Genomic DNA, 14279 nt, shown 5'->3' on the forward strand with positions numbered 1-14279 from the left:
GCTCAAATAATGATTCCTATCGAAAGTGAAAATTATGCACTTGTTTTAAAAGCCTCAAGCGGTGGTGATGTTACCATTCAGTACTTTGGTCAAAAATTAACTTCTTCCAAAGAGTATGCACTGATTGGTAGTACTTACAAACAAAATGGTGATTTTACTGGCCAGTTAAACTCGGCTTACACACCATCTGGTTCAAGAAATCTTTTGGAACCTGCAATTTCAGTTGTCCATGCAGATGGCAATAACAGTTTGAACCTTTCATATGTTGCTCACGAAACAAAACAAATTAACAATAACAGTACCTTAACCAGGATTCTGTTAAAAGATCCGGCATATAATTTTCAGGTAGAGCTGTATTATCAATCTTTTTTTAAAGAAAATGTTTTTGAGCAATGGACAGTAATTAAACATCAGGAAAAAGGTACTGTTGTGTTGCAGAAATTTGCCTCTGCAAATCTCCATTTAAAGGCTAACGATTATTACCTAAGGCAGTATCATGGCGATTGGGCACAGGAGATGCAGCCTGAAGAAAGTCGCATTACACACGGCATTAAAACTTTGGATACTAAATTAGGAACAAGGGCCAACCTGCTCCAACCATCAGTTTTTATGGTATCACTGGATCAACCGGCTACCGAGAATAGTGGCAGTGTACTTTATGGCGCAATGGAATGGAGTGGTAATTTTAGAATAGATCTTGAACTGGACTATCAGGATAACCTGCGCATTATTGCCGGAATGAATAATTATGCTTCGCCTTATAAATTAAAGCCCAATGAGGAATTTGTAACCCCCAAATTTTTATATACTTTTTCTAATCAGGGTAAAGGGCAGGCGAGCCGACAGCTGCAAAATTGGGCGCGTAACTATCAGATTCTGGATGGCAAAGGCGATCGTTTAACCCTGCTCAACAATTGGGAAGCAACTTATTTTGATTTCAATGAGCAGGTACTCGCAACATTATTGAAGGATACCAGGAAATTAGGGGTAGATTTATTTTTGCTTGATGATGGCTGGTTTGGTAATAAATATCCACGCAATAGCGACCGCGCAGGACTTGGCGACTGGCAGGAGAATAAAAGTAAACTGCCAAACGGTATCTCTTCTCTGGTTAAAGAAGCAGAAGGAAATGGAGTAAAATTCGGTATTTGGATAGAACCTGAAATGGTGAATCCGAAGAGTGAACTCTATGAAAAACATCCTGACTGGGTAGTAAAAGATCCCAAAAGGCCTGAATACTACTATAGAAATCAATTGGTTTTAGATTTGAGCAATCCCAAAGTCCAGGATTTTGTTTTTGGTGTAGTAGATGGGCTTTTCACTAAAAATCCTTCCTTAGCTTATATCAAATGGGACTGTAATGCGGTAATTTATAATGCTTATTCAGCCCATTTAAAAGAGAATCAGTCGGCGTTTTATATCGATTATGTAAAAGGATTATATCGGGTATTAGAAAAAATAAGAGCTAAATATCCAAAAGTTCCCATCATGCTTTGCTCTGGTGGCGGTGGAAGGGTAGATTATGCAGCACTGAAGTACTTCACAGAATTTTGGCCCAGCGACAATACCGATCCGCTGGAGCGTATCTTTATGCAATGGGAATATTCCTATTTCTATCCGGCAATAAGCAGCGCTAACCATGTTACCGATTGGGGCAAGCAACTCATTAAATTCAGAACTGATGTTGCAATGATGGGTAAACTGGGTTTTGATATTGTGGTTTCTAAACTACCGGAAAAAGACTTGTTGTTTTGCCAGCAAGCCATACAGAATTATAATTTAGTAAAAGCAGATATCTGGCATGGTGATCAATACCGTTTGGCCAATCCAAGGGAGGGAAGCGTTGCAGCCATGTTATACCTGAACAATGAAAAAACATCCGGAGTAATTTTTAATTACCTGGTTAATAACAGATATGCAGAAAATAGTAAGTTTCCGATTAAAATGCAGGGACTTGACCCAAATAAAAATTATAAGCTAACAGAAATCAACCTTTACCCGGGAACCAAAAGTACAATAGATGGATCACGTGTTTACAGTGGCGATTTCTTAACCAAAATTGGTTATAATCCTAATGTTAGCGCCAGCAGAACCAGTGTTGTACTTAAATTAGAAGAAGCAAAATAATGAATGTAAAATCTCTCGCTGCTATTTTAACTGCAGTACTACTCTTAAATGGTTTGAACCTTTCGGCTAAAATTACACTGCCCGGTGCAATTGGCTCAAATATGGTGTTGCAGCAAAGCACAAAAGTTACCCTTTGGGGTAAAGCAGTGCCCATAAAAAATGTTACGCTAAAATGCTCATGGACTAAAACGCCATATGTAATTAAGAGCAATGCAACTGGAAACTGGGAAGTAAAAGTGAATACACCTGCATATGGAGGACCGTATATCATTACCATTTCGGATGGGGAAGCAATTACATTAAAAAATATAATGATTGGTGAGGTTTGGTTTTGCTCAGGCCAATCCAATATGGAAATGCCTTTAGCGGGTTGGGGTAAGGTAGATAATTACGAGCAGGAGATTAATGATGCCAACTACCCGAATATCAGGTTGCTTCAGGTTAATCATGTCACAGCTGATTTACCTGTTGACGAGGCAAGTATTGCTGCTGGGGGCTGGCAAAGTTGTTCTGCAAAAACTGTAGCTGCATTTTCTTCAACAGCCTACTTTTTTGCCAGAACGGTTTACAAAAATACGGGTATTCCCATCGGATTAATTCATTCTTCATGGGGCGGTACCATTGCAGAAGCCTGGACCAGTGCCACAACGCTTAAAACCATGTCCGATTTTAAAGCAGAAACAGAACGGATTCAAAATCAGGCACTTTTGAATAATGGCGCAAACCAGGGGGAATTGCAGGCAAAATGGGAGAAAAACGTAAAGGACGCGGATTTAGGTTTCGTTGCCGGAAAATATATCTGGGCTGCAGACACAACCGAAAAAGATTGGCGTAAAATCACTGTCCCGGCATTGTGGGAAGATGCTGCATTACCGGGTTTGGATGGTATTGTTTACCTCAAAAAGAAAATCCTCATTACTGAACAGCCTAAAACAGATGCTAAGCTAAGCTTAGCTCAGATTGACGATAATGATATGACTTTTTTAGATGGCAGGCTGATCGGCGAAACAACAGGCTATAATCAAAATAGAAGTTATAAAATTCCTGCCACTAGTTTAACTCCAGGAGAACACTTACTGGTGGTTCGGGTGTTCGATAGTGGTGGTGGAGGAGGGATTTATGGCGAAAAAAATGAAGTGTTTTTAGATTTAGGCAACCAGGGTAAAGTAGATTTAAGTGGTGAATGGCATTACCGTGTAGCCCTAGATTTGAAAAAGCTTGGCCCTGCACCTGCTGCTAATCAGGGCGCCAATAGGCCCACTGTGTTGTTTAATGCAATGGTTAACCCTTTTCTAAAATACACCATAAAAGGAGTAATCTGGTACCAGGGCGAATCTAACGCAGAGCGCGCAGCACAATACCGCACACTTTTCCCGGCACTCATTAGCGATTGGCGCAAGCATTGGAATATAGGCAACTTTCCTTTTCTTTTTGTTCAGTTGGCCAATTTTAAAGCTAAAACATCAGCTCCTGGTAATTCGCAATGGGCAGAACTCAGAGATGCACAGTTAAATACATTGTTTGTTCCAAATACCGGCATGGCCGTAACAATAGATATTGGCGATGCTAAGGATATCCACCCCAAAAATAAACAAGACGTTGGCAATCGTTTGGCATTAATTGCATTAGCAAAGGTTTACGGAAAAGATAACGCTTATTCCGGGCCTCAGTATAGTGCAATGAAGGTAGTTAATCAGTCAATCGAACTTAGCTTCAGGTTTGCCAACGGACTAAAATTTTCCGGTACCGAATTAGCTGGATTTGCAATAGCGGGAGCAGATAAAAAATTCTATTGGGCAACAGGTAAAATTGTGGGCGATAAGGTAATCGTTAGCGCAACTGAAGTAAGTCAGCCGGTTGCGGTGAGATATGCCTGGGCAGATAATCCAAATGCTAACCTGACCAATAAATCGGGCTTACCAGCTACACCTTTTAGAACCGATGCCTGGTGAGGAGCAAGGAACAGAGAGCAAGGAGCAAGGAATAAAGAGCAAAGAAGTATTGTTATGAACTAAATTAACTATGAAAAATACAATTAAGATACTGGGGATAGGAATTTTACTATCTGTTTTTCAAACCGCAAATGCGGAGGATATTACCATCAGGATTACCAGCAAATATCTCAACCTGCCTGTATCTCAGAAGCAGGAAAGGGGCAATATGAAATTTGAAATCGGAGGGAAAACCGAAAGGCTTTTTAAAATTCGCCTGGCAGGAGACACGCCGGAATACTGGGTGTTTTGTGATGTTACCGCTTTGAAGGGCAAAACCATTAAAATTAGTTATGATGGAAAATCTTCAGGATTACAAAAGATTTATCAAAATGATACAATTGAAGGCCATGAAGGGATATATGAAGAAAAAAACAGGCCACAGTTCCATTTTACCAGCAGAAGGGGATGGATTAATGATCCCAACGGGCTAATTTTTTATGAGGGAGAGTATCACCTTTTCTATCAACATAATCCTTATGAGCGCGAGTGGGAAAACATGTCCTGGGGCCATGCAGTAAGTAAAGATATGATTCATTGGCAAGAACTGCCTGTTGCCCTTCATCCGGATGAGCTGGGGACCATGTTCTCCGGTTCAGCCGTAATCGATTATAACAATACTGCAGGTTTTAATAAAGGAGGTACGCCAGCTATGATAGCAGCTTATACGGCTAATACAGCTGATAAACAAACGCAATGCATTGCTTATAGCTTGGATAAAGGCCGAACATGGACTAAATACAGTAAAAACCCTGTAATTGACTCGAAAGCAAAATGGAATAGTGTAGATACCCGCGATCCAAGAATATTCTGGTATAAGCCAGGAAACAACTGGGTAATGGTGCTCAATGAAAGGGATGGACATTCAATTTATAATTCTAAAAATTTACTCGACTGGACTTTTGAAAGCCACACTACCGGTTTTTGGGAATGTCCAGATTTATTCGAATTACCAATTGATGGCGATAAAACAAAAACAAAATGGGTGATGTATGGTGCTTCTAATACCTACATGATTGGTTCGTTTGATGGGAAGAAATTTACACCGGAAACAGGTAAACATTATTATGTAACCGGAAGTATTTATGCTGCTCAAACCTTCTCCAATATGCCAGAATCGGATGGAAGAAGAATACAGTTGGGCTGGGGCAGGATTAGTCATGAAGGCATGCCTTTTAACGGGATGATGTTATTGCCAACTGAGCTTAAACTTAAAACTACAAAAGATGGCGTCAGAATGTTTAGCGAACCCGTAAAAGAGGCAGAAGCGCTCTTTATCCCTTCAAATAAATGGGAGAAGTTAACAGCATCTGATGCAAACGACAAATTGAAAACTTATGGCGGAAGTGATAAGCTGCGCATCAAAACCAGGATAAAATTATCACATGCTACAAGTGCCGGATTGAGTTTAAATGGCCAGCGCTTATTGGATTATGATATGAATTTTAATCTTGTAAATGGCGTATTCTATTCCCCTCAGGATATGACGAGCATGGAAATCTCTGCCGATATTTATATAGACCGGACTTCTGTAGAAGTATTTATCGATGGTGGCGCATACAGCTATTCGATGCAGCGAAAATTAGATGCCAATAACAAAGAAGGATTGCATTTTTGGGGCACCAATATCAGCGTTGAAGCCCTAGAGGTATTTTCGGTTAAATCTATCTGGAAGTAATCGAATTCGATACAAAACCGGGCTAAAAGAATTAAAAATAGCCGGACGATAGGTGCAGAACCATTGCCCGGCTATTTTTATTTAGATTTGGGTCATCCAGATATTGATATCCATAGTAGAAGGTATATTCAATTTCTTTCTAATCCTATATTTTTTACTTTCAACAGATCTTACAGAACTTTTGGTGTAGCGGGCAATTTCTTTGGTTTCAAAGTTTAGCCTCAATAATACACAGAACTCTATTTCTGCAGCCACAAGAGTAGGGGCAATGTCGAGTAATTTTTTGCTAAAGCTGGTGTCGAACTCATTAAATTTAACTAAGAATGCCGGGTTATTCTCAACAGCAAGTTCTACAATTGATTTGAGCTCCTCCATTTTCGCCGGTGAACGATCTTGCTCATTGAGCTCAATCTTCTCCATCAGTTCATTTATCTTTTGCTTAGCCCGATGCACTTCCTCCTCGTTTTCTGCTCTTAGCAACAACTCTGCGTTGTTCAGCCTGATAATAAACACAATGAGTAGAATCGCAAATAAAATGATCAGGGCAAGAGCTGCTAAATAAAACTTATTTAACAAAACAGTCGTTTCCTGGTAATTTTTAAGTGCCACAACTTTAAACTCATCAATCATCTGGTAGTTAATGTCTTTAACATTGTTGATGATATTCTCCAGCTCATTACTGATGTGACTGTTGAGCACGATAAGTTCATTTTGCATCCCCAGCAATTTCTCGTTTTCACGCTGAAGTTGTTTCAGCTTATTCAGGTAAACCTTGCGGTCGTTACTGCTGCTGGCCTTTTGGTCACTGGTCGTGGCAATCTGGGTATTTTCTTTTTTGGTAATTTCAACAGTGGTGACATCGTTTTTATTAGCAATGGCATCTTTTATCCTCTTAAAAAAACCTTTCTTTTCAGCAGGCTTAGCCTTAACAACGGTATCTACTTTTACCTTAACATTTCTTTCAAACTTGTGGTCCGTAACGTTATTTAAGGGTAAACCATTATTAACCTTGTTGAAATCGGCATAGATAGTTAGTAGGGAGTCAAAGCTATGTTTAAGCGAATACAGCCTGTCAGACAAAGCCGATTTTTTGTGATACCAGTACTTTACCTTTTGAATTTGGAGGGCTGTAAGGTGAGAAGTATCAGCCTTTTCCTCAAGCAAGGTGTCTATCATGAGGAAGACCTTTGATATCTTCGCATTATAATCGTTGTATTTTTTACTCCCGGCATTAAGTAAAGATTCCTGGAAATCGCCCTCGGCATGATGGATGAGTAACAGAATTTGTTCTGGTTCAGACTGGCTGTGCTCAATGTTGGTAGCCAGTTTCGAAACGCTGCCCAGCTTACCGGTTATCGTATTCAATACCACTAAAGCCGCTCCGGCAGAAATAATTGTTAAAATCAAAAAAATAAGTAATATCTTTTTTGAAATTGTCCAAGTGTACGTTAAGTTCATGGGATGGGGGATAGTTAATCGGGATAAAAAATTTTACTCGGCTCTACGTAAGTCTTGCAAAGAGAGCGTTTTTTTAAAAATTTAACGCTACGCACTTCTACGCAATAAGACGAGTAGGATATTTCGGTTCTGGTAATTTATTGATATTCAGTGGTTATTTGTGTTTTTTGGTCTTTTTATTAAGTTAAGGAATGTTCTTGATTTATTGAAGAAAAAAGATTTTGGCTGAAATTTGAAGTGTTATAATTAATTATATTTGGTTGTAATGCTGTAATTGTAAACAGTCGTAATTTCTTAAATATAATAAAAAAGTATTGTGTTTGCCGGCTCAAACAAATAAAAAAGAGATGGAGCACTTTATATCTAAACGGGAGGGCATTTCAGTGTTTTTATTTAGCTTTGAATTTCTATAATCATCCAACAAATTCAAAATTTTGTATTCTCAAATTAATGATAGCGTTTTAAGCAAGATTAACTTCACTGAAGAAGAACTTCAGGTTTTTAATCAGTTGCTCAAGTTTAAAACTGTACCAAAGAAAACCTATATGCTCAGGGCAGGAGAAATCTGTCATTTTGAAGCATTCGTTAATAAAGGCTGTTTGCGTAAATATTATATTGATGAGCAAGGGCAAGAAGTGATTATCCAGTTTGCAATAGAAAATAACTGGATCAGCGATATACCCAGTTTTTCTACTCAGCAGCCTGGAAATATTTTTATTGAAACACTGGAAGATTGCGAGTTGCTTTATTTAAGTCCTCAGAGCAAGGAAGAGTTGCTTAAAGCTGTGCCCAGATTTGAACGGTTTTATCGCATTTTGGTTGAACGTTATCTTAATGTATTACAGAACAGGTTGTACTTTAGCATATCGAAAACAGCACATGAAAAGTATGTCGATTTCCTGGCGCATTATCCATCCATACCTCAACGTGTGCCTCAGCATTATATCGCATCCTATTTGGGCATGTCGGCCGAGTTTTTGAGTAAAGTACGTACCCGGATGTCAAAGGAAAAATAACAGGACGCTTATAAATAAGGCGCCCTGTTGGTCAAAACGAAAATTATAGGGTAATGAAAATGCTGGACCGCAGGCTGGGCTGAAGGTTTTTTGTTCTATGTCCTTTTCCCCAGGTATCTTCTACCAGTAAAATGTCTCCTCCCTTAAAGGTTCTTTTATCTCCGATAGAGTTTTCAATTTCAATTATTCCATCAAGCAAAATGATGTATTGTTTCTGCGGTGCATGATGGAAATCAAAATCATAATCGGGTTTTACCTTTCTAAAAATAATGCTTTTAGTGTTTTCAGCGGCTGAAAGAAAACCGATATCCCCGTTAGGTAATAAAGGAATACTTTTGTCTTCAAAATGACTTTCGCCATTCTCATCAGCATAAATTCGGGTCAATTGGAAAGTTTCCATTATTTAAAGTTTTGGTTAAACCATTCTACTGCAAGTTTTATATCCTCTTCTGTAAGCGAGTGGCTGGTATTAATTTGATACCATGTGGCTTTGAAGCCGGCGCTGTTCAATGCATTCTCATAACTTTCAACTTCTGTTATGGCAACAGTCGGATCCAGTTTTCCTGAGCTCATAAAAACCGGGGTACCGTTTTGATGCTTAATTTCGGGCAATACCTTGTAGGGTTGCATTGGCCTGAACAGTATGGCTCCGCCAAGAAAATCGGGATTGGTAACCAGTACAGCGCCTGCAATATTAGCTCCGTTCGAATAGCCCAAAGCAATGATTTTATTAATGTCAAAACCTTCTTTAATGGCCAGTTCCTTCAAAAAATGAATCAACTCCTCTGTACGGAATTGTAAATCCTTTTCATCAAATATGCCCATGCCCAATCGCTTGAAAAATCTGGGCATGCCATGTTCGCTAACATTTCCTCTTACCGAAAGCACATTGAATGAATTGCCGAAATAATCGGCAATCGATAAAAGGTCGTGTTCATTTCCACCCGTTCCATGTAAAAGAAGCAGGGTGTGTGCACCTTCAATTCCTGAAGTTTTGTATATATATTTTAAGGGTTGATATTCCATGATGTTTAGTCGTTTAAATCTACAAGTGTTTTAACTATTTCTGCTCTTCTGCTTTCGTACTGAGCTGGAAGTTTAAGGTTAGTACCCAATTCTGCTAAAGGCTCATCTACTGTAAAACCAGGATTTTCAGTTGCAATTTCAAATAAAACACCTCCTGGTTCTCTGAAATAAAGGGAGTGAAAGTAATTCCTGTCAATTTGTGGGGTGATGTTAAGGCCAAGTTTTACAATTTTATCCCTGTACTCCATTAATGCAGCATCATCTTTTACCCTGAAAGCCACGTGATGAACAGTTCCATTGGCATTGAAGCCTCTTTTTTCACTTTCTATCTCTACTAAATCTACAATTGCAGCTTCGTTTACGGCATCGGTTATGTATCTGGATCTGTTGGCCTCTTTACTTAATAGCCTGTAGCCAAATACTTCCGTAAGGATGAAAGCAGTAGCTTCTATATTTTTTAAGGTTAAGGTGATGTGGTGAAAACCTCGTGTGGCTACAGCTGCATTTACTTCTGTGGTTTCCCATGGTTTACGATTATCGTTTTTAACCTCTGTTAATTCTAATTTTAAACCATCCGGATCAAGAAATGTTAAGTATTTCTCTCCAAATTTAACTGCAGGTTTATTGTAAGTTACATTGTGTTTTTCAAAACGTTCGATCCAAAAGTCTAAACTATTTTCGGGAACACTGTAGCCGATTTCTGTAGCCATTCCAGAACCTTTACGTCCTTGTTGAATTTCATCTCCCCAGGGGAAAAATGTTAAAATGGTTCCGGCACTACCTTGTTCATCACCAAAGTAAAAATGATATGTGTGCGGATCATCGAAGTTTACTGTTTTTTTGATAAACCTTAAGCCTAAAACTTTGGTGTAAAAGTCGAAATTACGTTTGGCGTTTCCTGCTATCGCAGTGATGTGGTGGATACCTAAAATTTGATTTTTCATTTTCCTTTCGTTTTTGATAATTCAAATTTAGGCTGATCAAAATCCCTGGGCATTGAACTAGTTCAAGAAGTGAAAAAATTAGATAGGATTAAAAAGTTTAATACTGCGCCCGCCAATAGCGCTTCATAACGCTTAGTATACGCTTTAACTACGCTTCATATACGCTTCAAGAGCGCTTCAAGAACGAGTGAAGCACGCTTGTTGTCTTACCTTTTCTAGTTATTTACTGATAAATTTGCAATTAACCTACCAATAGCTTTACTTTATAGGAATTAAATCAACTCATTCCTGGAGTTATAGCCCGAGGCATTTTAGCCTGTTCCCATCCCATTTACCAGTTTAGTTTAAGCGCAGCCCAGGGGGCATGTCTTTTACTTGCTTTTTCGTACAGCGTTTAAACCATTTCGTATGGGCCTTAACCTAGCTGTACCATGTTCCGGCAGTTTTGGCCTTACGGCAGAACCAATGAAGCATGACCAAACACCAAACGCTCCGCATCCCCCTTTGCATTAAATTCCTTTTATACCTTTTTTGCCTTTTTTCGGTAGCCAGAGCGCAGGTTTACCCGGTACAGGTAACGCCGGTACTGGTGCCCCCGTACCCCCTGCACATGAATGAATATTATGGCGGAACGACCGAACGTTTTGCCGTAGTACTCACCAACACCGACCTGCAAAAGCCGCTGCTGGAGGTACGGCTGCGGCTGTACATTGAAGGGCAACAGCTAAAACTTAAGAGCAGTGAAGGCGGGGATTACCCAACCATTAACCTCGATGCCGGTGTTCCGCAAAGGATTTCGCTGGGCGATCTTGCCCCTTATTTCCATCCCGACAACCTGGACTTTTCCGGCTGGGACCGGGCCGGATACATCCGTGATGGGCGCTTGCCCGAAGGGATGTACAGTTTCTGCTTCGAGGCCATAGCGGCCCATACCGGGCAGCTGCTTAGCCGGAAGAGCTGTACCATGGCCTACCTGGCCCTGAATGATCCGCCACTGCTGAACCTGCCCGGCAAAGCAGAACGGGTCGCCGCCGGGGAAGTACAGAATATCCCCTTCCAGTGGACCCCGCGCAACATGGGAAGCCCCTCGGCGGCATTCAATACCCGGTATGAGTTTACCCTGAAAGAACTCTGGGATACCGAAATAGCCCCCGAGGCAGGCTTTGAAAGCAGCCCGGTATTGTACCAGGCTAGCGTATCCACCACTACGCTCTTACTCGGGCCTGCAGAACCCCAGCTGGTGCCGGGTAAACGTTACGCCTGGCGGGTGCGTGCTATTTCCAGTTCCCCAACAGGGGAGCAGACCGATAGCTACCGCAACCATGGTTTCAGCGAAATTTATTGGTTCGACTATCAAAACGACTGTAAGCCACCTGCCGCCATCAATGCGGGTGTTACCGGTACACAGGCAATCCTGAAGTGGGAGGATCCGACAGGCGCCAGCCCTGCCGGGGGCTATACCCTTCAATACCGAGAGGCGGCCCTAACCGGGGGCAACTGGTACCGCATCAGTACGCTGGAAAAAACAGCGCAGCTAAGGGGGCTCAAACCCGGCCAGGTATACGAATACCGCATCGGATCGGTTTGCAGCACAGCAGGTTATGTTGCAGGTGCCGACAATGCCAGCTACTCACCGATACTGAACTTCGAAACCGCTGCCGACCCTGGCGGCACGACAACCATCAACTGTGGGATGATTGCCCCGGAGATCAGTATCGCCAATAAAAACCCCATCCCCTCGCTCTCAGCCGGCGAACTGTTTACCACGGGTAAATTCCCCGTACGGCTGACCAAAGTAACGGGCAGCAGGAGCTTTAGCGGCGAGGGTTACCTGACCATACCTATGCTGGGGCAGGTGAACGTAAAGGTGAGGTTTAAGGGGATTGGCATCAATACCGACAGGCAGCTATATGATGGGGTAGTAGAAACGGGCTACGAGGAAGGGGAGGCACAGGTGGCGGATGTGAAGGAGATCTACGACGACCTGAAAACGCTGGTAGCAGAAATCACAAGCCTGGTTAAAAAACGTACAGATTACCTGGAGCACTATTCGGGTACAGAAAGGGATAAAAAAGAAGCCCTGGAAAGGGAGAAAGAAGAGAATGAAGCCTACGCTGCGCTTGCGGGGAGCCCTTACCTTACTGCACAGGAAAAAGCGGAACTAAAAGCCGAACAGGCTGAAAAATCGGCTGGCTATAGCGGGCTGGCAGGCGAGAAAGACTGTGGGGGGAATACCATCGTTCCTAAAAAAGGGCCAGGCCATGATTTCGCAGATGTAGACTGCTATACGCAAAAGATAGCCGGGGCTACGAAACTAAAAAGCTATGCAGAAAAGGCCCGGGGGCGGGAAAGGCAGGCGAATGAAAAAGAACAGCGGGAGCTGGCCAGTTCCTGGGTGATTAATATTGGGGCTAAGCCAACAGATAAAGAAAATGTTGCGGCCTTTGCCACACCCGATGGATCGGCCATTTACCTGGACCGCGAACAGATAACCCGATATACTGCCCATACCGTTACGGGCGCATTGACGGGCTTTAAGCTGCGCAGTGGCGAATCCTACAGTTATGACAGCGGAACAAAAAGCTATAAAAGCCCAGGCGGGGAAGCTTTCCAGCCTGTCCGGGTCCCCGGGGAAGGAACCCTTGAAGTACTGCTTTTTGAGAAACTGGGCTGTGAGGTCAGGCTGTATGCGGTTAATGTAAGCTATCCCAATACCCCATCTATCCTGCCCGAACGCTCGGCAGGAAAGCTGAAAGAGCAGTTCAGTGTAGGCTGTCTGGAGGGTTTTTTCAAAGAACAGGGCAGGGAATATGTCTCCCGGTTAGAAAAACTGCTCAAAATAGCCGAATTCTTTAAAAAATGCGCGAGGGAGAAATGGGCCGCTTACGATGGGGGGATTGTACCCTACTGTTTCTGGAAGAATTCCAATACCGCCCCGGCCCTTTACTACAGTGCATTGGATGTGCCTTTCCGGGTAGGGATGATCGATGGCGCCTATGGTCAGGTAAAAGGCCTGGTTGAGCTGAGCGAAAAGCTATCGGAGATTACCTATGCCTATACCATAGGTTCACTGGATTGTGAGGGTTTGCTCGATAATGTGAAGGAATACGGGGAGCTGCAGGCAGAAATCAACAAGCTCAGCAAGGAAGAAGCGATTGAAAAACAGGTACAAAAAGCCTTTGCCGAATTCAAGGCAAGGCGTTTGGAAGCCCATACCCGCGATTGCCTGGCGAATAAGAAGATCATAACAGAAACCGAAGAAACAATAAAGGCGCTTTGGGAGCTGGTAGAAAATGAAGAAAAGCTCGAACAGTCCATTGCTTCGATTGGCGAAAGGTTAAAGGAATATTTGAGCAAGCTGGCAGATACCACCGAGCTGGCCCGCTACAAGCAGGGCAAACTGGTAATAGATGTGGCCTCAATGTTCATCGGGGCAGGAGAGGTGAATGGAGCCAGGAAAATCATTACTTTTGAAAAGTACCTGGCAAAGGCCGGGAAGGCTGATGTAGAGAAAGTTGTAGCGGAGTTAGGGGAGCGGGGCAAGAAGGTTGAGGGGATTGGGGATGAGGTTGTTGATGGGGCAGATGATTTAGTTAAGAAAATACCCGATGAAGTCTTAGCAGAAATTGATCGGATAAAAGAACTTTCAAAAGACCAAAGAATAAAAGAACTTGGACTAGATCCTGTTAAAGGCCAATTAGATTTATATGAAGGAGAGATAGGCCAACTGATTGAATCGGAATATGGTTTTTTTAAACGTTTTACCACTTCTGCGGAGGGTGACTTTGTTTCAATGAGTGGAGAAAATAAAGGAAAGAGTTTTGATGTCTTTGGTTTACCAAAACACGTTGCAAGATTTGAAAATTACGATATAGCCAAATTTTTTCCCTCAATTGATAAACATTTTTTAAACAAGCCGAATATTGATTTTTTGGTCTTAGATATGAGGTATATGAATGTTTCACAAAAAACAAAAGTAAATGAATACATCAACAAAAAATTTCACAACTCCTTGTTCAAGTTAATCAAAGTCGAATAA

Annotated in this window: 9 protein-coding genes; 5 read left to right on the forward strand and 4 right to left on the reverse strand. The window is 41.8% G+C overall.

From position 1 onward, the window contains the following. The first annotated feature begins 9 nt into the window (after positions 1-9). From ACQY77_RS21315 to ACQY77_RS21325, 3 genes are all read left to right on the forward strand, one after another. Positions 10-2127: an alpha-galactosidase gene (locus ACQY77_RS21315; RefSeq protein WP_421940300.1), complete on the forward strand. Its 2118-nt coding sequence runs from the start codon at positions 10-12 to the stop codon at positions 2125-2127. After that, a complete protein-coding gene (locus ACQY77_RS21320) occupies positions 2127-4079 on the forward strand; it encodes a sialate O-acetylesterase (RefSeq protein ID WP_421940299.1) in 1953 nt (650 codons plus the stop codon). The genes ACQY77_RS21315 and ACQY77_RS21320 overlap by 1 nt, the downstream gene beginning before the upstream one ends. Before the next feature lie 70 nt (positions 4080-4149). Beyond that, positions 4150-5796 carry a 2,6-beta-D-fructofuranosidase gene (locus ACQY77_RS21325; RefSeq protein WP_421940298.1) on the forward strand — a complete coding sequence of 549 codons (1647 nt, stop codon included), beginning with the start codon at positions 4150-4152 and terminating at the stop codon, positions 5794-5796. A gap of 81 nt (positions 5797-5877) precedes the next feature. On the opposite strand, the gene ACQY77_RS21330 is transcribed toward ACQY77_RS21325, so the two are convergent. Further along, entirely contained in the window at positions 5878-7203 is a 1326-nt protein-coding gene (locus ACQY77_RS21330; protein WP_428430096.1) for a helix-turn-helix transcriptional regulator, read from the reverse strand. A 485-nt stretch (positions 7204-7688) separates the two neighbouring features. Here ACQY77_RS21330 and ACQY77_RS21335 point away from each other — a divergent pair, with 485 nt between their 5' ends. Further along, complete coding sequence (locus tag ACQY77_RS21335) at positions 7689-8270, forward strand: Crp/Fnr family transcriptional regulator (protein WP_421940295.1); 582 nt, start codon at positions 7689-7691, stop codon at positions 8268-8270. Between the two features lie 43 nt (positions 8271-8313). On the opposite strand, the gene ACQY77_RS21340 is transcribed toward ACQY77_RS21335, so the two are convergent. Genes ACQY77_RS21340 through ACQY77_RS21350 form a run of 3 tightly spaced genes read right to left on the reverse strand, consistent with a single transcriptional unit; the run spans position 8314 to position 10240 of the window. Next, positions 8314-8670 carry a hypothetical protein gene (locus ACQY77_RS21340; protein WP_421940294.1) on the reverse strand — a complete coding sequence of 119 codons (357 nt, stop codon included), beginning with the start codon at positions 8668-8670 and terminating at the stop codon, positions 8314-8316. Next, complete coding sequence (locus ACQY77_RS21345) at positions 8670-9296, reverse strand: alpha/beta hydrolase (protein WP_421940293.1); 627 nt, start codon at positions 9294-9296, stop codon at positions 8670-8672. Before ACQY77_RS21345 ends, ACQY77_RS21340 begins: the two co-directional genes overlap by 1 nt. A gap of 5 nt (positions 9297-9301) precedes the next feature. Further along, on the reverse strand, positions 9302-10240 hold the full coding sequence (locus ACQY77_RS21350; protein WP_421940292.1) for a ring-cleaving dioxygenase: 939 nt from the start codon (positions 10238-10240) through the stop codon (positions 9302-9304). A gap of 472 nt (positions 10241-10712) precedes the next feature. Between ACQY77_RS21350 and ACQY77_RS21355 the strand changes: the two genes are divergently transcribed. Beyond that, entirely contained in the window at positions 10713-14279 is a 3567-nt protein-coding gene (locus ACQY77_RS21355; protein ID WP_421940291.1) for a fibronectin type III domain-containing protein, read from the forward strand.

The organism is Pedobacter sp., from assembly GCF_965279535.1.
In the GTDB taxonomy this organism is placed as follows: Bacteria; Bacteroidota; Bacteroidia; order Sphingobacteriales; family Sphingobacteriaceae; genus Pedobacter.